The organism is Escherichia sp. E2586 (assembly GCF_005781105.1).
Classification (GTDB): Bacteria; Pseudomonadota; Gammaproteobacteria; order Enterobacterales; family Enterobacteriaceae; genus Escherichia.
Map to the genome: position 1 here is coordinate 186,709 of NZ_VATN01000013.1, position 24,658 is coordinate 211,366.

Consider the following 24,658-nt stretch of genomic DNA (forward strand, 5'->3'; position numbering starts at 1 on the left):
CCCTTAATTACGTTTCCGCTATCAGTTCAGAAGCTGAAGCAGAAAGCGGATCAGTTCCAGCAGCGCAATTAACGCCCCAAGAACGATGATTGCTTTATCAATCACCCGTTTTCTCCATGCGATGGAGTGAGAATGCATCCGCTTACTCATCCATTGCCTGTCACGGCGCATGCCCTATTGTTAGATGTGGGCATTCTCACTCCGGCCAGAGCATCAGTTAACGGCACCACCCGTACCACTGATCAGGACTTTGAAAGCGTTTATGCGCATTGCCAGAGTGAAAATGCCTCAGAGCTAACTGGATAATCATACAGTGAAATTAGGCTAAATAACCAGCATAACCTTGCAATGTATCCTTTAAGGTAATAGCATGGAAAAGTTAGATGTGGGCATTCTCACTCCAGTCAGAGCCACCAACTCAGGGCTGAAGAGTAAAAAAACCGACGCAAAGTCGGTTTTTTTACGTCCTGATTCGGACAAGGCTTAATACGGCGATAATCCGGTGAAAGTATATAAATCATCTTTCACTGCGATATATACCGAAGTGCTCCCTCTGCCAGCTGAAGAAATAGCTAATTCTTGCAATGTTAGCCACTGGCTAATAGTATTGAGCCGTTAGATGATGGCATTCTCACTCCAGCCAGAGCCACCAACTCAGGCTGAAGAGTAAAAAAACCGACGCAAAGTCGGTTTTTTTACGTCCTGATTCAGACCGCCTTTCAAATGAATACCCAACTCAAAATTCACACCTATTACCATCTTCTGCACTTACACATTCATTAATTCATATATGTTTTTGACTTATCCGCTTTGAAGAGAGACACTGCCTGTAACAATCAGGAGCGCAATATGTCATTTCTGTTACCCATCCAACTGTTCAAAATTCTTGCCGATGAAACCCGTCTGGGCATCGTTTTACTGCTCAGCGAGCTGGGAGAGTTATGCGTCTGCGATCTCTGCACTGCCCTCGATCAGTCGCAGCCCAAGATCTCCCGCCATCTGGCGCTTCTTCGTGAGAGCGGGCTATTGCTGGACCGCAAGCAAGGAAAGTGGGTTCATTACCGCTTATCGCCGCATATTCCATCGTGGGCGGCGAAAATTATTGATGAGGCCTGGCGGTGTGAGCAGGAAAAGGTTCAGGCGATTGTCCGCAACCTGGCTCGACAAAATTGTTCCGCAGACGGTAATAACATTTGCGGTTAAAAAATTTAGCTAAACACATATGAATTTTCACATGTGTTTTATCCGGGAGGCATTATGTTACTGGCAGGCGCTATCTTTGTCCTGACCATCGTATTGGTTATCTGGCAGCCGAAAGGTTTAGGCATCGGCTGGAGTGCAACGCTCGGCGCGGTACTGGCGTTAGTTACGGGCGTGGTTCATCCGGGTGATATTCCGGTGGTGTGGAATATCGTCTGGAACGCGACGGCTGCGTTTATTGCCGTCATTATCATCAGCCTGCTACTGGATGAGTCCGGCTTTTTTGAATGGGCGGCGCTGCACGTTTCACGCTGGGGCAATGGACGCGGTCGCCTGCTGTTTAGCTGGATTGTCCTGCTCGGTGCCGCCGTTGCGGCCCTGTTTGCCAATGATGGCGCGGCGCTTATTTTGACGCCGATTGTCATCGCCATGCTGCTGGCTTTAGGGTTCAGTAAAGGCACTACGCTGGCGTTCGTGATGGCAGCGGGATTCATTGCCGATACCGCCAGCCTGCCGCTTATCGTCTCCAACCTGGTGAATATCGTTTCCGCAGATTTCTTTGGCCTCGACTTTCGCGAATACGCCTCGGTGATGGTGCCGGTGGATATCGCCGCGATACTGGCTACCCTGATGATGTTGCATCTCTATTTCCGCAAAGATATTCCGCAGAACTACGATATGGCGCTGCTAAAATCTCCCGCAGAAGCGATTAAAGATCCTGCTACGTTCAAAACTGGCTGGGTTGTTTTACTGTTTCTGCTGGTGGGATTTTTCGTCCTGGAACCGCTCGGTATTCCGGTGAGTGCCATTGCAGCTGTGGGCGCGCTGATATTATTTGCCGTCGCTAAACGCGGTCATGCGATTAATACGGGTAAAGTGCTGCGCGGTGCGCCCTGGCAGATTGTCATCTTCTCGCTCGGCATGTATCTGGTGGTTTATGGCCTGCGCAATGCCGGACTAACGGAATATCTTTCTGGCGTACTCAACGTGCTGGCAGATAACGGCCTGTGGGCCGCGACGCTCGGCACCGGATTCCTCACCGCCTTCCTCTCTTCTATTATGAACAATATGCCAACGGTGCTGGTTGGCGCGTTGTCCATTGATGGCAGCACGGCATCTGGCGTTATCAAAGAAGCGATGGTTTATGCCAACGTGATTGGCTGCGATTTGGGGCCGAAAATTACCCCGATTGGTAGTCTGGCAACGCTGCTCTGGCTGCACGTACTTTCGCAGAAGAATATGACAATCAGCTGGGGATATTACTTCCGTACAGGAATTATCATGACCCTGCCTGTGCTGTTTGTGACGCTGACCGCGCTGGCGCTACGCCTCTCTTTCACATCGTAATGAGATACTGATATGAGCAACATTACCATTTATCACAACCCGGCCTGCGGCACGTCGCGTAATACGCTGGAGATGATCCGCAACAGCGGTACAGAACCGACCATTATCTATTATCTGGAAACACCGCCGACGCGCGATGAACTGGTCAAACTCATTGCCGATATGGGGATTTCGGTACGCGCGCTGCTGCGTAAAAACGTCGAGCCATATGAGGAGTTGGGCCTTGCGGAAGATAAATTTGCTGACGATCGGTTAATCGACTTTATGCTGCAATATCCCATCCTGATTAATCGCCCGATTGTGGTTACACCGCTGGGAACTCGTCTGTGCCGCCCTTCAGAAGTGGTGCTGGAAATTCTGCCAGATGCGCAACAAGGCGCGTTCACCAAGGAAGATGGCGAGAAAGTGGTTGATGAGGCGGGTAAACGATTAAAATAAACAAAGGGGGCGGCTGCGCCCTCTCATTATTGACAAAAAATACATAATTTCGATCGTGCAATTTCAGTAACTTATTGATATCCATGCAGGACGGATAAACAATGTTTTTTTAATGAACAGATAAAATGAGTCATATAATAAGTGTTTTTAAATTGAAGGTCCCCAAAGTTAAAATTACGAATGGCTTGCATATCTAACATTTATAAACCATTATCATCACATCAATAACAATCTTTACACCATGCGCCATTAGAAATAAGAGCCGCCTTATAATATCCCATATTATAAGGAGACACATAATAACATCACACATCAATGCTTTCCGGATCTCATCTGCAAGGATATAAATATCAGACAGGTTTACGTTACTATCAGGCATATCACCTGAAAATCAGATGAAAACCATAAAGAAATATCTATTATGGTTTTAACATTTGTTGATAAGGATAGTAACATGAACAAGTCAAAAGGTGCTCTCATCGTCAGCCTTGCATTATTGCTTGCCGCGTGTAGTTCTATTCCACAAAATATCAAAGGTAATAACCAGCCTGATATCCAAAAAAGTTTTGTTGCTGTTCATAACCAACCAAATTTATACGTTGGTCAGCAGGCCCGCTTTGGCGGTAAAGTCATTAACGTCATTAATGGCAAAACCGATACATTGCTAGAAATCGCCGTATTGCCGTTGGATAGCTATGCGAAACCTGACATTGAGGCCAACTATCAAGGGCGACTGCTCGCCAGACAAAGTGGTTTCCTTGACCCAGTAAACTACCGTAACCACTATGTCACCATCCTCGGAACCATTCAGGGCGAACAACCTGGCTTTATCAATAAAGTCCCATATAACTTCCTTGAAGTGAATATGCAGGGGATTCAGGTGTGGCATTTACGAGAAGTGGTGAACACAACCTATAACCTGTGGGATTACGGCTACGGCGCATTCTGGCCAGAACCCGGCTGGGGCGGCACTCCTTACTATACCGATGCGGTTAGCCAGGTAACGCCAGAACTGGTCAAATAACATTACCTGAAGATGCAGATATTGATGAGATATCTGCATCTTTGAACACATTCAATTAATGTACAGCAAGCTAATTAGTATAATTACAAGCTCTGACCTTTTTATTACCTTTGGCAACCTGATTATAAAATTAATGTTCGCAAAGGGAGTCGGTTATGTTTCTTATAATTACCAAAGACACCATGTTTTTCACCGCGATGAAAAATATTGTAAGTAAAGGTAATGTCGTTCATATACAGAACGAAGAAGAGATTGACTTAACGTTGCATCAGAATGCCTTAGTGATTATTGATACATTAATGAATAATGTATTCCACTCATCAATGCTCAACAAAATTGAACGCCTGCGGCCTGTTCATGTCATTGTTTTCTCGCCGTTTAATATTAAACGCTGTCTGGGGAAAGTTCCGGTAACCTTTGTCCAGAGAAATATTACGATTATTGACTTCATCGCACTGCTCAATGGCAGTTATTGCTCTGTACCTGAAGCAGACGTGTCACTCTCGCGCAAACAGCATCAGGTTCTGAGCTGCATTGCGAATCAAATGACGACAGAAGATATTCTGGGGAAACTCAAAATATCGCTGAAAACATTCTACTGCCATAAACACAATATTATGATGATCCTCAATCTTAAGCGGATCAATGAGCTGGTACGTCATCAACATATTGATTATCTGGTCTGAAATCTCCAGCTGATATTTATAAAGAGGCCCGGCGACAGCCAGACCTCCGGACAATGACTCGTTATGCAGCAACGCCTTCCTGCGTCAGCGCCGCAATCTGTTTACGCCATTGCGCCTGCTCCTGTTCCCCTTCAGTACGCTGACCATAAAGTTGCGCAATCTGCGTACCATCATGAGCAAACAGTTCCAGGCTGGTTACGTAGCCATCGCTGGTCGGTTTACGGGTAACCCAGGCTTCAGCAATGCTCTCTTCTAATAGATGAAGAGTAAACGTCGGGTTGAAAATATTCAGCCAACCTTTCATTAGCACCACTTTTTCTACCACACCCGTGAAAATCTGTACGCAGCCACGGTTGCCAACAAACACCATGATTTCATTGCCATCCTGCTGTGCAGATTCAAGAATTTGCGCCAGCGCACTACCAGGTACTTTGCAGGCCAAATCGTCTGCCACCAGATTGAACGCCTGCTGACGAGTCAGGTTGTGGCGCTTGAGCAACGTAAAAAACTGATGGACATCCGTCATCGCACGCCACTCTTGTTCTACAACACTGGCATCGACGTCGGTTTGTGCGACAGGCGCATCAACCGTTGTTAACTCAAGCGGCGTATTTTCCTCGACGGTAAAGCGTGCCAGAAGCTCATTCCATGCCGCCATATCGGTATTGTCGGTAGCATAAACTTTCAGTAATGCATCGCCCGGATGATCAAAGAACTGAATACTCTGACGTTCACCGCGAGCCGTGTTTTCTTTTATATGGAAAACACTGGCCCACTGATTAATAAACAGTCGCAAATCCAGCGCGCGCGGGTTGAGTATTAATCCGGCATGACCGTTCAAATGCTGGTTTGTGAACGAGCCAACTTGCTCATGGACTGCATATTCATTACGACAAATACATTTGGTTTCACCAACGCTTTCCAGCGCTGCCAGAATTTCACGAATATCGCCGCGCATCCGCCACGCGTCGTGAGTGACGCGCGCAAATGCCAGTTCTGCTTCGCTGATATTCATTAAACCTGCGATGTCACGCGCGTACTTTCCGGGATTTTGTTCTTTTAACTCAAGCCAGCGTGTGTAGTGGTTCATTGTCTCTCTTCCTTCCAGATAAATGCCCCGAAATATCGGGGCTGATGATTACCATTGATAACTCACGAAAATTTTGCCGTTACGTCCATCCTGTGGGATGCCCTGCGGCGACCAGTACTCTTTATCGAAGGCATTGCCCAATACCAGAGTCGTGGTCATGCCTTTGAGCGCCTGCTGCCCTTGATAACTGACGTAGAAATCATTCACGCCGTAGCCAGGTTGTTTGCTGTAACTGCTGCTGATATGTGTTGAGCGATCGGCAAACGTACCGACCCAACCAACAGAGAAGCCACTGTGAGCGATCGGAATATTCAGGGTGCTGGTAACGGTATCCGGGTTAATGCTGGAGATATATTCCCCGGTATCAGTGTCTTTGCCGCGGGTACGGTTATAGGCCACATCAAGACTAAACAGGTCAGTGGTATATTTCGTCATCACATCCCAGCCCCAGATTTTGGCATTCGGGACGTTATAAGACATGGTTATCGCCGCCGCGAAATCGACGGTTGTGGAGATGTAATCCTTCGCTTTGGTATCAAAGTAGCTGGCTTTAAATTCCAGGGCATCATTGGACAACATCAGGTCATCAAAACGCAGCCCAAAGCCGTATTCCTGAGTTTCGTTGGTTTCCGGACGTAAATTCGGGTTTGGCACCCAATAGTTGGTATAGAAGCGACCAATCGAGAAGTGCTTAGAATCGTTGTACATTTCGCCCATCGTCGGCGCGCGGAATGCCTGGGCATATGAACCAAATAACATCAGCCAGTTGGTCGGATTGATAGTCATCCCCGCACGAGATGACCATTTGTCGGCATCAACATCTTTGTAGCCGTCGCTGCTACCGCGATAACTGTCATAGCGGGTTCCGCCAAGCAGGGTAATCGGCAGATCGCGTAAGGTGATCTCATCCTGTAGCCAGCCGGAACTGAAATCAATTTTTGCTTGCGGGAAGCCCGTCGTCGCGCCGCCCGGATGCTGTTCCTGACGATAATACTCACCGCCATACGTCAGCAGGTGAGAGGCAAAACTCTCGGCAAACAGAGTGGAACGGTTCTCCAGTTTGGCACCTTTTGTTGTCTGTTCGCGATACTCACCGGAACTTCCCGTGTTTTGCGCATTAATACGAACTTCCGACCAGTAAACTTTTGCATCAGCATTTAACCAGTCGTTGCCCACTGGAGAGAGTTTATAAGAAAGCTGAGCATCACGTTGAATCGTTGAACGATCAACCATCGGATTACTGCTGTCAGACGCTTCAACGGTCTGCGGATTTTTTGGTTCGCGCGCGTCGTTATTGTAATAACGCACTAATCCGCTCAGAGCCTGGGCAGAATCAATTTGCCAGGTTCCTTTCGCCAGCATGTTATTAATAGCCTCATCATTCGGCGCGGTTTCGCCATTGCTCTGGCGTAAATCACCACGATCGCGACTGGACCAGGCCACAATACCATCCAGATTTTCCGTTCGCCCAAACGCGCTCGCGCCTAATCCCAGGCTATGGTCCCCCGTGCCACCGGTGCCAAAAACGCGAAAACCGCTGCTTTGTCCTTCCTGCAATAAATCTTTTGCATCGACCGTATCGTAGGAGATAACCCCACCCAGCGCGCCACTGCCATACAGTAATGCCGAAGGTCCACGGACAATCTCGACACGTTTGATCAGCGCCGGATCGAGGAAAGTCCCATTCAGGTGTCCGGTATCCGTTCCCTGACGAACGCCATCGACAAGAACCAGCACGCCGCGATGGTCATAACCACGCATATTTACATCCTGACCGTTGGTTCGTCCGGTACCATCAAGGGTAATTCCAGGAACATGACGCAGCAGATCGGTGGCTGAAGTCGCCGTTTGGTTTTCAGGAGCGGAAGTGTCGAGGACGCTGACCATCATTGGTGCTTCGAAGGAACTACGGGCATTCCCCGTTGCCGTAACGGTCATGGTTTCAGTAGCAAAAGCAAACGTTGGCAAGGTGGCAGAAACAGCCAAAGCCAACAAACTCAAGCGCAACGAGGTAAATTGCGGACGTGACATAGCGATTCTCCATGAGGAAAATAAAAAATGCTGGCTACCTGGATTAATACCGGGATGGCTGGCGAAAAATAAATTTATTTACAATTCAAAGCGATAATATTCGCCGGGTGAGTTAACGGGCGTTTATATCCGGTGAAATTGCCTGGTATCCCGGACAATTCGCCCTCTTTGTCAGGCAAAGCGATATGCCGCATCTGGAGTGAAGAGCGCTGTGCGTTATCCCTTGCAAAAGCTATGATTTTGTTATCCATATAGTCATATTTTGTTAAAGCCAGGCGTGATAATGAGAATTATTATCGATCAATTTTTTATGATCAAGCTTTTTTTTAACCGCCATTAACACAATAAACAGGGGGTTATGAAAGCTATCCTGTATCCAGAAAACCATTTTTTTCTTGTGGCATTCCCCCACGACCTCATAACGAAACATTGTCGTTAACCGCGATAATTTTCTCTTCTCTTTGCTCTGCAAGCCGCGATATCTCTGAGATCTCAGCTTTTTCCCGCCCTGAAATTTTGTCGGTAACAAGAACGTTAGCTGACGAAGCATCTTGATAAAAATCAAAAATAAATACGCTTGTAACGCCTTGCGTATTGAATCGACGGTTGTATTTCATATATAACTCAAATGATAATCATGATCATTCTCAATTCGATAAGAGTTCTCATATGATGCCAAGGATCACCAACAGGCCGTATCTTTTTTCCCCACTAACGTTATGTATTTCAGCCGTGACCTCTGCCGCGAAGACTGCGGTAAAACGAAAAAAATTGTTTACGGCAGTACTGGCTCTTAGCTGGGCTTTTAGCGCAACGGCTGCCGAACGCATTGTGGTCGCTGGAGGATCACTGACGGAGCTAATCTACGCGATGGGTGCTGGCGAGCGCGTGGTGGGTGTCGATGAAACGACATCTTATCCCCCAGAAACCGCCAAACTGCCGCATATTGGCTACTGGAAACAACTCAGCAGCGAAGGCATTTTGTCACTTCGCCCGGATAGCGTAATTACCTGGCAGGATGCAGGACCGCAAATTGTGCTCGACCAGTTGCGGGCGCAAAAGGTCAACGTCGTCACTCTGCCGCGTGTACCAGCCACCCTTGAGCAGATGTACGCCAACATTCGCCAACTGGCAAAAACGTTACAGGTTCCTGAACAAGGCGAGGCGCTGGTGACACAAATCAGCCAACGCCTGGAGCGAGTACAGCAAAGCGTGGCGGCAAAAAAAGCCCCGGTTAAAGCGATGTTTATTCTCTCTGCTGGCGGCAGCGCGCCACAGGTCGCCGGTAAAGGCAGCGTCGCAGACGCCATTCTGTCGCTTGCCGGAGCAGAAAACGTCGCTACCCACCAGCAGTACAAAAGCTACAGCGCGGAATCGCTGATTGCGGCTAATCCTGAAGTGATTGTCGTAACCTCACAAATGGTCGATGGCGATATTAATCGGCTACGTTCTATTGCCGGAATTACCCACACCGCCGCCTGGAAGAACCAGCGCATTATCACCGTTGATCAAAACCTGATTCTGGGAATGGGCCCGCGTATTGCTGATGTCGTTGAGTCTTTACACCAGCAACTTTGGCCGCAATAAACGGATTTAAATCAGACGTATGAACATGAAAAACACCCTGGATCTCACGCCTCATTTTGCTTTAGACGGTGACCAGCCATTTAAAGACAGGCGTGCCATGATGCCGTTTCGTGGGGCCATTCCGGTCGCCAAAGAACAACTGGCACAGACCTGGCAAGAGATGATCAGTCAAACAACCTCACCTCGTAAGCGACTGGTTTATCTTCATATTCCTTTTTGCGCGACACACTGCACGTTTTGCGGTTTTTATCAGAATCGTTTTAATGAAGATGCGTGTGCTCATTATACCGATGCCCTGATTCGAGAAATCGAACAGGAGGCAGACAGCGTATTGCATCAGTCCGCGCCCATCCATGCGGTCTATTTCGGTGGCGGTACGCCTTCCGCACTCTCCGCGCGCGATTTGGCAAGAATCATCACCACACTACGAGAAAAATTACCACTGGCACCCGATTGTGAAATCACCATTGAAGGCCGGGTACTGAATTTTGACGCTGAGCGAATCGACGCTTGCCTTGATGCGGGAGCAAACCGCTTCTCAATTGGTATTCAGTCGTTTAACAGCAAAATCCGCAAGAAAATGGCCCGCACCTCGGATGGCCCAACCGCCATTGCGTTTATGGAAAGCCTGGTCAAACGCGACCGTGCTGCGGTGGTCTGTGACCTGCTGTTTGGCCTGCCAGGTCAGGATGCGCAAACCTGGGGAGAAGATCTGGCTATTGCCCGCGATATCGGTCTTGACGGCGTCGACCTCTATGCGCTCAACGTCCTGCCCAACACGCCACTGGGCAAAGCCGTGGAAAACGGGCGCACTACCGTGCCCTCTCCAGCGGAGCGTCGCGATCTTTACCTGCAAGGGTGTGATTTTATGGACGATGCCGGTTGGCGCTGCATCAGTAACAGCCACTGGGGCCGTACCACACGCGAACGCAATCTCTATAACCTGCTGATAAAACAAGGTGCCGATTGTCTGGCCTTTGGTTCCGGCGCAGGTGGTTCGATTAATGGTTACTCCTGGATGAACGAACGCAATCTGCAGACCTGGCATGAATCCGTCGCGGCAGGCAAAAAACCGCTGATGATGATCATGCGTAACGCCGAACGTAACGCGCAGTGGCGTCATACCTTGCAGTCGGGCATTGAAACGGCGCGTGTACCGCTGGACGAACTTACGCCACATGCCGAAAAACTCGCACCATTACTGGCCCAGTGGCACCAAAAAGGCTTAAGCCGCGATGCTTCAACGTGCCTGCGGTTGACCAATGAAGGTCGTTTCTGGGCAAGCAACATTTTGCAGTCTCTTAATGAACTGATTCAGGTACTTAATGCGCCAGCGATTGCGCTTGAAAAACCATAACAGGAGTGATTTATGAGCCATGTCTCGTTACAGGAATTTTTGAAAACGGAGCCAGACGGTACGCTGGAGGCGATCGCCGAACAATACAACACCACGTTGCTGGAGGTAGTGAAAAATCTGCCCTCTCCGACAGTTGTGTCAGGCGATAAATTCGATACTGTCTGGGATACCGTCTGCGAATGGGGCAACGTCACCACGCTGGTGCATACTGCCGATGTGATCCTCGAATTTAGCGGCGAACTGCCTTCGGGTTTCCACCGCCACGGCTATTTCAATCTGCGTGGAAAGCACGGCATGTCCGGGCATATCAAAGCAGAAAACTGCACGCATATTGCCTTAATCGAACGTAAATTTATGGGCATGGACACCGCATCCATTCTCTTTTTCAACAAAGAAGGCAGCGCCATGCTGAAAATCTTCCTCGGCAGGGATGACCATCGTCAGCTCCTGAGTGAACAGGTCAACGCCTTCCATGCTCTGGCAGCATCGTTAAAGGAACACGCCTGATGACACCGTGGCTACTCTTTGGCGCGAGCGGAAAAGGTGTGGGCGCCAGAACGCTTGAACTGGCGCTGGCGGAACAACGTCCGGTCGTCGCTGTCGTTCGCCGTGCAGACGCTGCGGCTCAATTGACGCAACAAGGTGTGCAGGCTTTTACTGGCGACGCTTGTGACGCCAGCGTAGTCGCAGCCGCCTGCCGCGCGGCTGGTCCGCAAGCACTTATCATCTCAACAATGGGCGGCGCACAGGATTATCTGGCCCACAGAACGGTGATTGATGAGGCCGAAAAGGCAGGCATCAGTCGCATGATTCTGGTGACCTCTTTGGGATGCGGCGATAGTTGGCCGTTTTTATCGGATCGGGCAAAAGCCGCGTTTGGTCAGGCGGTGCGCGAAAAGACACAGGCGGAAAGCTGGCTGCAAACCAGCCAGCTAGACTACGCCATTCTCCGCCCTGGCGGTCTGCTTGACGGCGCAGCAACAGGCAAAGCACAACGGATACAAAATCAGGAGTGTCATGGTTTTGTCCGCCGTGCCGATGTCGCCGCACACATTCATGAACTGGCAAACGCGCCAGCACTCAACAAGCAGATCTACAGTCTGATTGAACCTGACCTGAAACCGGCGTAATCCCATGCGGCGCAGACTCTCCGCGCCGCAACGTCATAACGGAGTTTTGCGTGCTCAAGGATTCATTTTCATCCGCCAGTGTCTTTATGGGGCTATCACTATTATTGCTTGCCCTGGTGCTGTTCGGTGCCAGTCAGGGCGCGTTAAAAATCAGCTTTAGCGCCCTTCTTGATGAGGAATACCGCGATATCTGGCTAAATATTCGCCTGCCGCGCGTTTTACTGGCCGTGCTGGTAGGCGCCGCGTTGGCAACCGCCGGGGTGATTATGCAGGGGCTTTTCCGCAACCCCATGGCTGACCCAGGATTACTCGGCGTCAGTAGCGGTTCGGCATTAATGGTTGGCGTTGCTATTGTGCTGCCCTTTTCCTTCCCCGTGGTGCTGGTGCTTTATGAACAAATGGTGTTTGCCATCGCCGGAAGTTTAGTGGTCTGCACCATCATTTTTCTCATCACGCAGCGCCATCGCGATGGCAGCATGATGCAATTGTTACTCGCCGGGATCGCCATCAATGCCCTGTGCGGCGCAGCGATCGGCATACTGAGCTATATAGGCGATGAGCAACAACTACGACAACTCACGTTGTGGATGATGGGCAATCTCGGTCAGGCGCAATGGCCAACGTTATTGGTTGCCAGCTCCTTCATTCTGCCCGCCATTATGGCAACAACGTGTCTCGCCGGAACGCTGAATTTGCTGCAACTTGGTGATGAAGAAGCCCATTACCTCGGCGTGAACGTAAAGCGTAAACGCCAACAATTACTGTTGATTAGCTCACTGCTCGTTGGTGCTGCCGTATCGGTAAGCGGCATTATCGGCTTTATTGGCCTGGTGATCCCGCATCTGATTCGCATGACAACCGGAGCAAATCATCGCTGGCTAATTCCTTGCTCTGCCCTTGCCGGATCCTGCTTATTACTGATGGCAGACACGCTTGCCCGCACACTGGTACAGCCAGCAGAAATGCCTGTCGGATTACTAACCAGCCTGCTTGGCGGCCCGTATTTCATGTGGTTGATTCTGCGCAACCGGAGGATCGCATGATTAGCGCCCGGAACCTGGTTTATAGCCTTCATGGGCGACGCCTGACTGACAATGTCTCGCTGACTTTTCCCGGCGGGGAAATTGTTGCCATTCTCGGCCCTAATGGTGCGGGAAAATCCACGTTGCTTCGCCAGCTCACCGGCTATCTTCAACCTGATAGCGGCGAATGCCGGTTATTTAATAAGCCATTAAATGAATGGTCAATTACCGAACTGGCGAAACACCGGGCCGTGATGCGTCAGAATAGCCATATGGCGTTCCCATTCAGCGTACAAGAAGTGATCCAGATGGGGCGCCATCCGCATCGTACCGGTAATCAGGGGGATGAAACGGCACAGATAATGGCGCTATGCGACTGTCAGGCGTTAGCAAACCGCGACTATCGGCAATTATCCGGCGGTGAACAACAGCGTGTGCAATTAGCGCGCCTGCTGGTACAACTTTGGGAAGCAATACCCTCGCCGAAATGGTTATTTCTTGATGAACCAACGTCGGCGCTGGATATTCACCATCAGCAGCATCTGTTTCGTTTATTACGTCAGTTAGTTCGCGAACGGCAATTCAACGTCTGCTGTGTATTGCACGATCTTAATCTTGCCGCCCGCTATGCCGACCGTGTTGTATTGATGCAAAAAGGAAAGGTTATCGCCAATGGTAAACCGCAGGACGTGTTGACACAGCAGGCGCTGACTATGCTCTACGGCGCGGATATTACTGTATTAAACGCCCCTGCCAATCATTCTCCGCTGATTGTCCTCGATAGTTAAATACGACGGGAGTACCGGGTGTACTCCCGTCGATATCATTAATATTCACATTAGCTGATTGAAACACCTTTCACACCCGTCATGTCTTTTAGCGACTTTAATAAGTCTTCAATCGACGTCGCCGCATGAAGCTGAATATCAATAGCAACCACGTCATGATCTTCATTTTCTTGCAACGAAACTAAATCAGTTTTTATTTTTTGTTGTTTAAACCAGTCGAGCATCGACAGCGTATTACCGTTCACCAACGTCAGCTGTAAATGGTAATTCTTGTTCATCAGCCGGAAAGTTAATTGATGGAAGACTTCCAGTACCAACAAGGTCATTACAGAACCGTAAATCCCCAGCTCATACATGCCGCTACCAATCACCATACCGATTGCAGCTGTTACCCAGATATCCGCTGCGGTGGTGAGGCCGACAATATTTTGATTACGAACGAGGATATTACCCGCGCCTATAAAACCGACGCCAGTGACAACCTGAGCGGCAATACGGCTGGGATCAAGCCCGACGTGATCCAGCGCCAGCACATCAGCGAAACCATATTTCGACACAATCATAAACAGGGCGCTCCCCATACCGATTAAGACATGTGTACGAAGCCCTGCCCCTTTGCCGCGGATTTGCCTTTCCATGCCAATAGCACCACAGGCAATAGCAGCCAGGATTAGACGAATAATAAATTCTGCAGTCATATAAAAATGCAAAAAGGAGCAGCAAGATGGCTCAACTTGCTACTCCTTTTTGCTTTATTCCTGTTAATTCGGCAGGACATTTGCCAATTTATCTTTGAAGGTATACAAATTTTTCTGCGGATTTTTCTTACAATATTCAATCACTTTAGGAATCTGAGTCAGATCAGTTTCATTTAAGGTTACAGTATCACCACCTTTGTAAACCGTTTCCTCATGCAGCATCCACCATGCAACCGGTGTCATCGCTTTTGGATTCAGGTCAATAAATTCCTGACAAGTCATATCTTTAGCAGATTCATTAGCAGCCAGTGCAGATTGTGCATTAACCAGTGAAAGTGCCGCTACAGCGCCAACGAAAATCATGGCTTTACGTAGAGATGAAATATTCATTTTACAACCCATTCAACAAATAAAGTATATATGAACAGGAGGATTATCTGCTTTTAACGCGAGGTATTCCTGCCTGTTCAATATTCAAGGAAATACGATGCAACGCATTCCATGAATTACATATCTTTCTTAATCTTGTCCCATTCGCCTTTAACTTTATCTTTAAAGCTGGCTTGTTTATCCTGAGTACAAGCCTGAACGATAGCTGGGGTTACGGTTGCAATGCCCTGAACATCCATAACCGCATCTTCTGGTTTATCTTTGTTATTCAGTGCTTCAGCAAAACCGACTGCAGTCGGCTGGAAGGATTCGTCCACAGCCAGGAAATCTTCACAGGTCCAGGAGTTGACAGGTTTTTTATTGTCAGCTGCTTTTTGTGCATCCGCGGCATTGCTCACAACTGGCAGAAGAAGCAGGCCACCAAGAATTACACCTAATACTTTTTTCATCGTAATATCCTCAACTATAAAGTGAAAGAGCCGTCACGAATCAATTTCGACATTGAGGTTATAACCTGGTTTTTTGGGTATGTCATGTTGAGATAAAATATCAAAATCAGATATTTTTATTTAAATACAACAAGTTACATGGGTGTTGGACACATTAATTAGGAAATTTTTATTAAATCACATGCATTCCTGGATGCATTTTTGGCATAGATTGATAGTAGGGATTTTTCTTCTTAAATTTATAGGGTGGTTCTATGTTATATATAGATAAGGCAACAATTTTGAAATTTGATCTGGATATGCTTAAGAAGCATCGGAGAGCAATCCAGTTTATTGCTGTACTGCTGTTTATTGTCGGTTTGCTGTGTATAAGCTTCCCGTTTGTCTCTGGCGATATCCTTAGCACAGTCGTTGGTGCATTATTAATCTGCTCAGGCATTGCGCTTATTGTCGGTTTATTCAGCAACCGGAGTCATAATTTCTGGCCTGTATTATCCGGCTTCCTTGTCGCTGTCGCCTATTTGTTGATCGGCTATTTCTTCATCCGCGCACCAGAACTGGGAATTTTTGCTATTGCGGCGTTTATCGCCGGCTTGTTTTGTGTCGCTGGGGTTATTCGCTTGATGAGCTGGTATCGCCAGCGTTCAATGAAAGGCAGCTGGCTACAACTAGTCATTGGTATCCTGGATATCATCATCGCATGGATATTCCTGGGTGCAACGCCAATGGTTTCTGTAACACTAGTTTCTACACTGGTGGGGATAGAACTAATATTCAGCGCTGCCAGCTTGTTTAGCTTCGCTAGTTTATTCGTTAAAAAATAATCAATATCAGACCGTCGGCACAGTATTTCCCACACCGCCTCATAATCACTTATGGTGACTATGAGGCATATAACACTCCCGCTTCATATCGCCACCATGGCAAAACATAAACCATCGTTGAAATAATTACCGTGCGACTCATTAAACAACTCGCTGAAACCTTTATGGTTTTATAAATTTCACAGCAAATTAGCCATTTCAAACATTATCATGGCTGATATTTTCTGTAGTCAGGTTTAATGTTTAAAAGTGCTGTGGGAAAATGAAATCAAGGTTTGGCAAGCATTGGCTCAATAAGAAGGTAATTAATGCAGTTGATGTTAATTTTCCCCATAAATTAAAAAGAAAGCTGGCAAATCCAATTGCCAGCTTAAGTAGAAACAAGGAGACTCGATATTTAAATCGGATTACTTTTTTATTTTAGTTTTATCATTCAGAAATCACAAACTTTAAATTGATAACTTATTCTTGGTAAAAATATGTGGGTTGTTAATTTCATGTTAGCACTAACAAATTTATAACACCCAGGAATGTTACCTAGGATCAATATATGGAGTGCGTGATGGATAAATCTCAAGTTTTGATTAGTGTTAATAGACGTATTAGTTCACGAAGGGCAACGTTCTTATAGGCGTTTACTATATTGAACAACGAATTCGGACATGGATGTAAATAATGAAAAGGATGACATGTTCGAAACAATAACGGCTAAGGAGCAAGTTATGATTTTTCTCATGACGAAGGATTCTTTTCTTTTACAGGGCTTTTTGCAGTTGAAAGATAATCACGAAATGATAAAAATCAATTCCCTGTCAGAGATAAAAAGCATAGGTAACAAACCATTCAAGGTGATCATTGATACCTATCATAATCATATCCTTGATGAAGAAGCGATTAAGTTTCTTGAGAAGTTAGATGCTGAAAGAATCATTGTTCTGGCACCTTACCACATCAGCAAACTTAAAAGTCAGTCGCCTATCTTTTTTATCAGCCGTAAAGAAAGCATTAAAAATCTGATTGATATTACTTATGGAAAACACTTGCCTCATAAGAATTCTCAATTATGTTTCTCGCATAATCAATTCAAAATTATGCAATTAATCCTGAAGAACAAAAATGAAAGTAATATCACGTCAACACTGAAAATTTCGCAGCAGACATTAAAGATCCAGAAATTCAATATTATGTACAAGCTGAAACTTAGACGTATGAGCGACATCGTGACTCTGGGGATCTCTTCTTATTTTTAAGAAGGCGTTGATGTGGCCCAGCGATAAGTGCCTGAAATTGACGGCTGGCATGACGAGGGATGCAAATGCTGACTCCATTACTCCCGGTGATAACCAAAGGAGAAGCAAAAACGAACTTATTCCCCTGGTTTATGTATCCACCAGTAGAAACATTCGTTGCCCGGACGCAGGCAGAGACTGTCAGCAGAACGGCAACATTTTTTTTGCCATCTAAATCGCCACATTGGTCACTCGGCCTGCATGCGCCATCACAGGCATACATCCCCATGGCTTGCACTATGCCGCAGGTCTGTAAATCCCTCATGCCTCTCCCCGCACACATTCAAAAAATCCGTAATTTTTCACGAATTTTCAGGGAATAAAATGAACAGAAAAAGAAAACTGTTAATACCGTTGTTATTCTGCGGCGTAATTCTCACCGCATGCGACGACAAATCAGCGCAAAATGCTGCCGCCATGACGCCAGAAGTGGGCGTGGTGACGCTCTCCCCCGGCTCAATCAATGTCATGAGCGAATTGCCCGGCAGAACTGTTCCTTATGAAGTTGCTGAGATTCGCCCGCAGGTGGGTGGCATCATCATTAAGCGCAATTTTATCGAAGGCGATAAAGTTAACCAGGGCGATTCGTTGTATCAGATTGACCCTGCGCCCTTGCAGGCAGAGTTGAACTCAGCCAAAGGTTCGCTGGCGAAAGCCCTCTCTACCGCCAGCAATGCCCGCATTACCTTTAATCGCCAGGCATCGTTGCTGAAAACCAACTACGTCAGCCGTCAGGATTACGACACCGCGCGCACCCAGCTGAATGAGGCTGAAGCCAATGTCACCGTTGCTAAAGCGGCTGTTGAGCAGGCGACGATCAATCTGCAATACGCAAATGTCACCTCGCCCATTACGGGCGTCAGTGGGAAATCATCAGTGACCGTCGGCGCACTCGTTACTGCTAATCAGGCAGATTCGCTGGTTACAGTGCAGCGTCTGGACCCGATTTATGTCGATCTCACGCAGTCGGTACAAGATTTTTTGCGCATGAAAGAAGAGGTCGCCAGTGGGCAAATCAAACAGGTTCAGGGCAGTACGCCAGTTCAGCTCAATCTGGAAAATGGCAAACGTTACAGCCAGAGCGGTACGCTGAAATTCTCTGACCCGACGGTGGATGAAACTACCGGCTCGGTCACGTTGCGTGCGATTTTCCCCAATCCAAATGGTGACTTACTGCCAGGCATGTACGTCACAGCATTAGTGGATGAAGGTAGTCGCCAGAATGTGTTACTGGTGCCGCAGGAAGGCGTTACTCACAACGCTCAGGGCAAAGCAACGGCGCTCATTCTTGATAAAGATGATGTCGTGCAGTTACGCGAAATTGACGCTACCAAAGCCATCGGCAACCAGTGGGTTGTTACCTCTGGCTTGCAAGCTGGCGATCGGGTGATCGTTTCCGGTTTGCAACGCATTCGCCCAGGTATCAAAGCACGCGCAATTTCCTCCAGCCAGGAAAACGCCAGCACCGAATCGAAACAATAACGTTGCAGGCTTAAGGGGACTTTCATGGCTAACTATTTTATTGATCGCCCGGTTTTTGCCTGGGTACTTGCCATTATTTTGATGCTCGCAGGCGGGCTGGCGATCATGAACTTACCGGTGGCGCAATATCCGCAGATTGCACCACCGACCATCACCGTTAGCGCCACCTATCCGGGTGCTGATGCGCAAACGGTAGAAGATTCAGTCACTCAGGTGATTGAGCAAAATATGAATGGACTTGATGGCTTAATGTATATGTCATCAACCAGTGATGCGGCGGGTAATGCCTCCATCACACTGACCTTTGAGACAGGAACGTCGCCCGATATTGCGCAGGTTCAGGTGCAGAATAAACTGCAACTTGCTATGCCATCACTCCCCGAAGCAGTACAGCAACAAGGGATTAGCGTCAATAAGTCGAGCAGCAATATCCTGATGGTGGCAGCGTTTATCTCTGAAAACGGCAGCCTCAACCAGTACGACATTGCGGACTATGTGGCTTCTAATATTAAAGACCCATTAAGTCGTACCGCAGGTGTCGGTAGCGTGCAGCTCTTTGGTTCAGAGTACGCCATGCGTATCTGGCTGGACCCGCAAAAACTCAATAAATACAACCTTGTTCCTGCCGATGTTATTTCCCAAATCAAGGTACAGAACAACCAGATTTCCGGCGGTCAACTGGGCGGAATGCCACAGGCGGCAGACCAACAACTGAACGCCTCGATCATTGTGCAGACACGTCTGCAAACACCGGAAGAATTTGGCAAAATCCTGCTGAAAGTTCAGCAAGATGGTTCACAAGTGCTGCTGCGCGACGTTGCCCGCGTCGAGCTGGGAGCGGAAGATTATTCCACCGTAGCGCGCTATAACGGCAAACCTGCCGCCGGGATCGCGATCAAACTGGCTACAGGAGCAAACGCGCTCGATACCTCCCGGGCGGTAAAAGAGGAGCTTAATCGTTTATCTGCCTATTTCCCCGCCAGCCTGAAGACGGTTTATCCTTACGACACGACACCATTTATTAAAATTTCAATCCAGGAAGTTTTCAAAACGCTGGTTGAGGCCATCATCCTCGTCTTCCTGGTCATGTATCTGTTTTTACAAAACATTCGCGCTACGATCATCCCGACTATTGCCGTACCGGTCGTTATTCTCGGCACGTTCGCGATTTTGTCGGCGGTCGGTTTTACCATCAACACCCTCACCATGTTCGGGATGGTGTTAGCTATAGGGTTGTTGGTGGATGACGCCATCGTGGTGGTAGAAAACGTCGAACGCGTGATAGCAGAAGATAAGCTGCCGCCGAAGGAAGCGACGCATAAATCAATGGGGCAAATCCAACGTGCGCTGGTCGGGATTGCCGTTGTGCTTTCCGCGGTGTTTATGCCAATGGCCTTTATGAGCGGCGCGACCGGGGAAATTTACCGTCAGTTCTCCATTACGCTGATCTCCTCCATGTTGCTTTCGGTGTTTGTGGCGATGAGTCTAACGCCTGCCCTTTGCGCCACCATTTTGAAAGCCGTTCCAGAAGGCGGTCACAAACAGAATGCGTTGTTTGTGCGATTTAACCATCTGTTTGAAAAATCAACTCAACACTATACCGACAGTACCCGCTCACTGCTGCGCTGCACGGGTCGTTATATGGTGGTTTACCTGCTGATTTGTGCCGGGATGGCGGTGCTGTTTCTGCGTACACCGACCTCCTTCTTGCCGGAAGAGGATCAGGGGGTATTTATGACCACTGCACAGCTACCATCAGGTTCCACGATGGTTAACACCACTAAAGTGCTGCAGCAGGTGACCGATTACTATCTGACAAAAGAGAAAAATAATGTTCAGTCGGTGTTTACCGTTGGCGGCTTTGGTTTCAGCGGCCAGGGGCAAAACAACGGTCTGGCGTTTATCAGCCTGAAGCCGTGGTCTGAACGCGTCGGCGAAGAAAATTCGGTGACCGCGATTATTCAGCGGGCGATGGTGGCTCTTAGCCGCATCAATAAAGCAGTTATTTTCCCGTTCAACTTACCGGCGGTAGCAGAACTGGGGACAGCGTCAGGTTTTGATATGGAACTGCTGGATAACGGTAACCTGGGACATGAAAAGCTGACCCAGGCGAGAAACGAGTTACTGTCTCTGGCAGCACAATCCCCTGACCAGGTCACCGGGGTACGCCCGAACGGCCTGGAAGATACACCGATGTTCAAAGTCAACGTCAACGCCGCGAAAGCTGAGGCGATGGGCGTGGAGTTGTCCGATATCAACCAGACCATTTCCACCGCTTTCGGTAGTAGCTACGTGAACGACTTCCTTAACCAGGGACGAGTGAAAAAAGTGTATGTCCAGGCAGGAACACCGTTCCGCATGCTGCCAGATAATATAAACCAATGGTATGTGCGCAACGCCTCCGGCACGATGGCGCCGCTTTCTGCTTATTCTTCAACAGAATGGACCTACGGCTCACCACGTCTGGAACGCTACAACGGTATTCCAGCAATGGAGATTTTAGGTGAAGCGACGGCAGGAAAAAGTACGGGTGACGCAATGAAATTTATGGCGGATCTGGTCGCAAAACTTCCGACTGGCGTTGGCTATTCATGGACCGGACTGTCATATCAGGAAGCGTTATCTTCCAACCAGGCACCGGCACTATATGCCATCTCGCTGGTCGTGGTGTTCCTTGCCCTCGCCGCACTTTATGAAAGCTGGTCGATTCCATTCTCGGTAATGTTGGTCGTACCGCTTGGGGTAATTGGCGCGTTACTGGCTACAGACCTGCGCGGCTTAAGCAATGACGTCTACTTCCAGGTTGGTCTGCTGACCACCATTGGGCTTTCCGCCAAGAACGCCATCCTGATTGTCGAGTTTGCGGTTGAGATGATGCAAAAAGAAGGGAAGACACCGATGGAAGCGATTATCGAAGCGGCACGGATGCGCTTACGCCCAATCCTGATGACCTCTCTGGCCTTTATTCTCGGCGTACTGCCGCTGGTTATCAGTCATGGCGCAGGCTCCGGTGCGCAAAACGCAGTAGGTACAGGCGTTATGGGGGGGATGTTTGCAGCAACGGTGCTGGCGATTTACTTCGTTCCGGTCTTTTTCGTTGTGGTGGAACATCTCTTTGCCCGCTTTAAAAAAGCGTAACGCGTAAACGAGAGTAAGGTTGAACGTGAGGGTTCAGCCTTACTCTTTCCCGCTAACCACTCGCCACTCAACAGCCAGCTTACCGCCAGGAACATCAGACTCAGTAAACAGCATTGAAAGTAGAACCCGCTCCAACCGTTGGTTATCAATTTAAACAACACGACACTGACCAGAATTCCCGTAATTGTATGAATTGCAAACTTAATAATCCTGAACATGCCGCGTCTTTTCCTCCTGAAAATACGTTTAGTGTTTTGCAAACTGCGAAAGCAAACTTGCCGGTGACCCGGCAGAGTTAATGAGGAAAGATTTTCACATGAAGTGTGAGGGAGATCCTGACCGACTTTCGAATGAGAAATCCAGTCAGTTAAAGGTCCCAGTTGACTGTTGCGCAAACTGGTGCGGTGTTACGCCATAGTACTGGCGGAAAGTATTAATAAAGTACGACGTACTGCTATAGCCACATTTTTCTGCGACCATCGGCAGCGGGATTTGTCGTAACTCGAGTAATCGTCTGGCCATCGACATTCGCGAGGCCAACAATATTTTACTGAAGCAAGTATTTTCATCCTGCAATTTTTTCTTGATTAGGCTTTCACTGGTATACATTTTTTCGGCGATATCACGCAGATACCAACGTTTGGCTATATCACAGCTAATAATGCGTTCAACTTTACCTGAAACAGTACTAATGCTATTAAAAAGGAAGGGAATAAGTTCTTTATTTCGTGAAAACATCGAAAGGCAGGAAAAGTAAAGCATATTACTTAATGTTCTGGACGCAATATCTTCTTGAGCAAAACTATCAAATATCGCAGTGACCAGCGGCATTGGTGGTGTTGGGTTAACTAGCAACCGTTTTTTACCATGCAGCCCTAAACACCGACCCGAAAGACGGACATTGTGCAAATAATGGCTAATGATCCTTTCATCGATATCTAGTCTACGGGCATGGGATTCATCAAAAGGAAAATTCTCCACCATATATTTATCCATCAAAAGAATACTCTCTTTTTGCAAATAGAGTTTTTGCTGCTCATGATAAATATCAAATGAACGGCGGGTGAGGATCACTGAGCAAACGTGTGTCATGACAAGCCCTTATATTCCATTACTACAACCATTACAATTTCAGTATACAAATGAAATGATGTATGACTCCTGTAAAAATCCAAAACTGCCAAAATTGGTAGGACCAAAAAGTAATCACATACATAAGCGCATATATCAGTTAAGCCATAAAAAGTAAATGCATGCGTGATATATCTTAAATTTGTGTATAGCTTATGTTTATAAAAAATTGGCTGATCTTATCTCCAGCAAAAGTTATATTTAACCCACTGAGAGCACAAAGTTTCCCGTGCCAACATGGAGTGTTATAACGGCTTATTAGTCTGGAGACGGCAGACTATCCTCTTCCCGGTCCCCTATGCCGGGTTTTTTTTATCTTCAAAAAGCAATTATAACCTTACTATCCTTTCAGGGTGACAACACTTTCCTGCTAAACAAATGTCCATCATCAGAGGGTTATCACCCCCTCTTTCAGCTATTCGTTCATGATACTCAGTCGGTGTCATGCCATAATAATTGCGAAAAACATAAATAAAATACGACACACTGTTATAGCCACACAACACGGCCACTCGCTTTATAGAAAAGCCATGTATTACAATGAGTTGTAACGCGCGTCGCATTCTACATTCGGTAAGCAGTTGCGAATAAGACGTCTCTTCTTCACGCAATTTTTTCTTTAACAAACTTGGACTCATCAATAACTCGCTGGCTATTTTCGCCAATGACCATTCATGAGCAATATTACGGTTAATGACCGTACAAACCCGAGTTCGCATATTGGGCTGTAGGATATTCATGAGTAGCGCTATAAACTTTTCATCTTCAAGAAAAACCGACAATATTGCGAATATTAATGCCCTGTTACGTAAAATCTCACCATAGCGGAGATTTTTACTTTGTGAAAACTGTACAACTTCCTGAAAAACGGGGATATCTCGGGTACAGTGATGCACGATTAACGAAGGAACTTTTTTACAGGCATGAAGAGTTAATGCCTCCTCCTTGAGCATTGGGAGAAATAATGAAAGTGTTTCCTTCGTGACAAAGACGACGTTCTCTGCACAGTTATCAACTAAAATCTGGTTTGCATCCGCAAAAACCAAATCACCACCGTTAAAACAGCGATATTCACCATTCTGCATGGTAAGAATATATTTATGCTTTGCGTACGCAATTAAACAAGTTCCATGTAGTGATTGCATCATTAATACACTATAACAGAAACATATTATTGTATTTAATGTAGCACGCTAACACCCTAAGTCAAATCGCGATTTAAACAAAGCTTAAACGAAAAAAAACAATAGCATCCTAAGTGGTTAGAAGCATTGTTCCAGGTCACTTATTTTTCAATCTATTAGAGCAAAAATAAGCAATAATAACGGATATGAATAATAGCTGATGCATCCTATTGTAATTTGTACAAGATTTAATTTACATTGCAAATTATTCAATTATATGAATTTCCCAAAAAACAAAAAAATGATCAGAATTAGCATCCTGATCATTACGCCACTACTCTTATTTATAGGATATATTTCTTTACCGTGAATGAATTACACCCGCATGCTCCTGGCATGCAGGTGACATTCGGTTATCAGGTATGTTTAAAGC

24 protein-coding genes and 1 pseudogene are annotated in these 24,658 nt (G+C 47.2%); 15 read left to right on the top strand and 10 right to left on the bottom strand.

The genetic code is table 11. The annotated features are described in order from the left end of the window. Positions 1 to 21: 21 nt before the first annotated feature. The gene (dinQ, locus tag FEK50_RS14690; protein WP_001295215.1) at positions 22 to 105 is read right to left on the bottom strand and encodes a damage-inducible type I toxin DinQ; all 84 of its coding nucleotides are present in this window, start codon (positions 103 to 105) and stop codon (positions 22 to 24) included. Between the two features lie 744 nt (positions 106 to 849). On the opposite strand from dinQ, the gene arsR reads away from it, so the two are divergent. From arsR to FEK50_RS14715, 5 genes are all read left to right on the top strand, one after another. Beyond that, complete coding sequence (gene arsR / locus FEK50_RS14695; protein ID WP_131161884.1) at positions 850 to 1,203, top strand: As(III)-sensing metalloregulatory transcriptional repressor ArsR; 354 nt, start codon at positions 850 to 852, stop codon at positions 1,201 to 1,203. A gap of 54 nt (positions 1,204 to 1,257) precedes the next feature. Next, positions 1,258 to 2,547 carry an arsenite/antimonite:H(+) antiporter ArsB gene (arsB, locus tag FEK50_RS14700; RefSeq protein WP_131161885.1) on the top strand — a complete coding sequence of 430 codons (1,290 nt, stop codon included), beginning with the start codon at positions 1,258 to 1,260 and terminating at the stop codon, positions 2,545 to 2,547. Positions 2,548 to 2,559: 12 nt separating this feature from the next. Next, the gene (gene arsC, locus FEK50_RS14705; protein ID WP_131161886.1) at positions 2,560 to 2,985 is read left to right on the top strand and encodes a glutaredoxin-dependent arsenate reductase; all 426 of its coding nucleotides are present in this window, start codon (positions 2,560 to 2,562) and stop codon (positions 2,983 to 2,985) included. Between the two features lie 454 nt (positions 2,986 to 3,439). Next, complete coding sequence (gene slp / locus FEK50_RS14710) at positions 3,440 to 4,009, top strand: outer membrane lipoprotein Slp (RefSeq protein WP_130209172.1); 570 nt, start codon at positions 3,440 to 3,442, stop codon at positions 4,007 to 4,009. A gap of 155 nt (positions 4,010 to 4,164) precedes the next feature. Further along, positions 4,165 to 4,695 (top strand): LuxR C-terminal-related transcriptional regulator, encoded by a 531-nt coding sequence (locus FEK50_RS14715; RefSeq protein WP_130209174.1) that lies wholly within the window; start codon positions 4,165 to 4,167, stop codon positions 4,693 to 4,695. A gap of 61 nt (positions 4,696 to 4,756) precedes the next feature. Here the strand turns inward: FEK50_RS14715 and chuS are convergent, their stop codons facing one another. The 3 genes from chuS to FEK50_RS24200 all read right to left on the bottom strand — a co-directional run bounded on the left by chuS (position 4,757) and on the right by FEK50_RS24200 (position 8,433). After that, positions 4,757 to 5,785: a hematinate-forming heme oxygenase ChuS gene (gene chuS, locus FEK50_RS14720; protein ID WP_131161887.1), complete on the bottom strand. Its 1,029-nt coding sequence runs from the start codon at positions 5,783 to 5,785 to the stop codon at positions 4,757 to 4,759. Positions 5,786 to 5,833: 48 nt separating this feature from the next. Then, entirely contained in the window at positions 5,834 to 7,816 is a 1,983-nt protein-coding gene (gene chuA / locus FEK50_RS14725; RefSeq protein ID WP_131161888.1) for a TonB-dependent heme/hemoglobin receptor ChuA/ShuA, read from the bottom strand. A gap of 416 nt (positions 7,817 to 8,232) precedes the next feature. Next, complete coding sequence (locus FEK50_RS24200; RefSeq protein WP_165383169.1) at positions 8,233 to 8,433, bottom strand: hypothetical protein; 201 nt, start codon at positions 8,431 to 8,433, stop codon at positions 8,233 to 8,235. Between the two features lie 55 nt (positions 8,434 to 8,488). Here FEK50_RS24200 and chuT point away from each other — a divergent pair, with 55 nt between their 5' ends. Genes chuT through FEK50_RS14760 form a run of 6 tightly spaced genes read left to right on the top strand, consistent with a single transcriptional unit; the run spans position 8,489 to position 13,700 of the window. Beyond that, on the top strand, positions 8,489 to 9,403 hold the full coding sequence (chuT, locus tag FEK50_RS14735) for a heme ABC transporter substrate-binding protein ChuT (protein ID WP_131161895.1): 915 nt from the start codon (positions 8,489 to 8,491) through the stop codon (positions 9,401 to 9,403). A 19-nt stretch (positions 9,404 to 9,422) separates the two neighbouring features. After that, positions 9,423 to 10,760, top strand: a complete 1,338-nt coding sequence (gene hutW / locus FEK50_RS14740; protein WP_131161889.1) for a heme anaerobic degradation radical SAM methyltransferase ChuW/HutW — start codon at positions 9,423 to 9,425, stop codon at positions 10,758 to 10,760. A gap of 12 nt (positions 10,761 to 10,772) precedes the next feature. Further along, complete coding sequence (hutX, locus tag FEK50_RS14745; RefSeq protein ID WP_021550030.1) at positions 10,773 to 11,267, top strand: heme utilization cystosolic carrier protein HutX; 495 nt, start codon at positions 10,773 to 10,775, stop codon at positions 11,265 to 11,267. Then, positions 11,267 to 11,890, top strand: a complete 624-nt coding sequence (gene chuY / locus FEK50_RS14750) for an anaerobilin reductase (RefSeq protein WP_131161890.1) — start codon at positions 11,267 to 11,269, stop codon at positions 11,888 to 11,890. The genes hutX and chuY overlap by 1 nt, the downstream gene beginning before the upstream one ends. A gap of 50 nt (positions 11,891 to 11,940) precedes the next feature. Next, complete coding sequence (shuU, locus tag FEK50_RS14755) at positions 11,941 to 12,933, top strand: heme ABC transporter permease ShuU/ChuU (RefSeq protein WP_240780268.1); 993 nt, start codon at positions 11,941 to 11,943, stop codon at positions 12,931 to 12,933. Further along, the gene (locus tag FEK50_RS14760) at positions 12,930 to 13,700 is read left to right on the top strand and encodes a heme ABC transporter ATP-binding protein (protein ID WP_130209183.1); all 771 of its coding nucleotides are present in this window, start codon (positions 12,930 to 12,932) and stop codon (positions 13,698 to 13,700) included. Before shuU ends, FEK50_RS14760 begins: the two co-directional genes overlap by 4 nt. A 50-nt stretch (positions 13,701 to 13,750) precedes the next feature. Here FEK50_RS14760 and FEK50_RS14765 read toward each other — a convergent pair whose 3' ends face one another. The 3 genes from FEK50_RS14765 to hdeA form a co-directional block, all read right to left on the bottom strand. Further along, positions 13,751 to 14,398, bottom strand: a complete 648-nt coding sequence (locus FEK50_RS14765; protein WP_130260996.1) for an MgtC/SapB family protein — start codon at positions 14,396 to 14,398, stop codon at positions 13,751 to 13,753. Positions 14,399 to 14,461: 63 nt separating this feature from the next. Continuing rightward, positions 14,462 to 14,788, bottom strand: coding sequence for an acid-activated periplasmic chaperone HdeB (gene hdeB, locus FEK50_RS14770; protein ID WP_130209187.1), 327 nt, complete (start codon positions 14,786 to 14,788; stop codon positions 14,462 to 14,464). A gap of 116 nt (positions 14,789 to 14,904) precedes the next feature. Then, positions 14,905 to 15,237, bottom strand: coding sequence for an acid-activated periplasmic chaperone HdeA (gene hdeA, locus FEK50_RS14775; protein ID WP_130209189.1), 333 nt, complete (start codon positions 15,235 to 15,237; stop codon positions 14,905 to 14,907). 254 nt (positions 15,238 to 15,491) lie between these two features. On the opposite strand from hdeA, the gene hdeD reads away from it, so the two are divergent. Together hdeD and gadE are read left to right on the top strand one after the other, a co-directional pair. After that, the gene (gene hdeD / locus FEK50_RS14780; RefSeq protein ID WP_130221293.1) at positions 15,492 to 16,061 is read left to right on the top strand and encodes an acid-resistance protein HdeD; all 570 of its coding nucleotides are present in this window, start codon (positions 15,492 to 15,494) and stop codon (positions 16,059 to 16,061) included. A gap of 722 nt (positions 16,062 to 16,783) precedes the next feature. Continuing rightward, on the top strand, positions 16,784 to 17,311 hold the full coding sequence (gene gadE / locus FEK50_RS14785; protein WP_064527778.1) for an acid resistance transcriptional activator GadE: 528 nt from the start codon (positions 16,784 to 16,786) through the stop codon (positions 17,309 to 17,311). Between the two features lie 19 nt (positions 17,312 to 17,330). Here gadE and FEK50_RS24790 read toward each other — a convergent pair. Beyond that, positions 17,331 to 17,615 (bottom strand): annotated as a pseudogene (locus FEK50_RS24790) (hypothetical protein); the annotation flags it as partial. A 107-nt stretch (positions 17,616 to 17,722) separates the two neighbouring features. Between FEK50_RS24790 and mdtE the strand changes: the two are divergent. Beyond that, positions 17,723 to 18,832: a multidrug transporter subunit MdtE gene (gene mdtE / locus FEK50_RS14795; protein WP_346460520.1), complete on the top strand. Its 1,110-nt coding sequence runs from the start codon at positions 17,723 to 17,725 to the stop codon at positions 18,830 to 18,832. Between the two features lie 24 nt (positions 18,833 to 18,856). Then, complete coding sequence (gene mdtF / locus FEK50_RS14800; RefSeq protein ID WP_130209196.1) at positions 18,857 to 21,970, top strand: multidrug efflux pump RND permease MdtF; 3,114 nt, start codon at positions 18,857 to 18,859, stop codon at positions 21,968 to 21,970. A gap of 363 nt (positions 21,971 to 22,333) precedes the next feature. On the opposite strand, the gene gadW is transcribed toward mdtF, so the two are convergent. Together gadW and gadX are read right to left on the bottom strand one after the other, a co-directional pair. Beyond that, a complete protein-coding gene (gene gadW / locus FEK50_RS14805; RefSeq protein ID WP_130209198.1) occupies positions 22,334 to 23,062 on the bottom strand; it encodes an acid resistance transcriptional activator GadW in 729 nt (242 codons plus the stop codon). Positions 23,063 to 23,430: 368 nt separating this feature from the next. Beyond that, positions 23,431 to 24,246: a DNA-binding transcriptional regulator GadX gene (gene gadX, locus FEK50_RS14810; RefSeq protein WP_131161896.1), complete on the bottom strand. Its 816-nt coding sequence runs from the start codon at positions 24,244 to 24,246 to the stop codon at positions 23,431 to 23,433. Between the last annotated feature and the right edge of the window lie 412 nt (positions 24,247 to 24,658).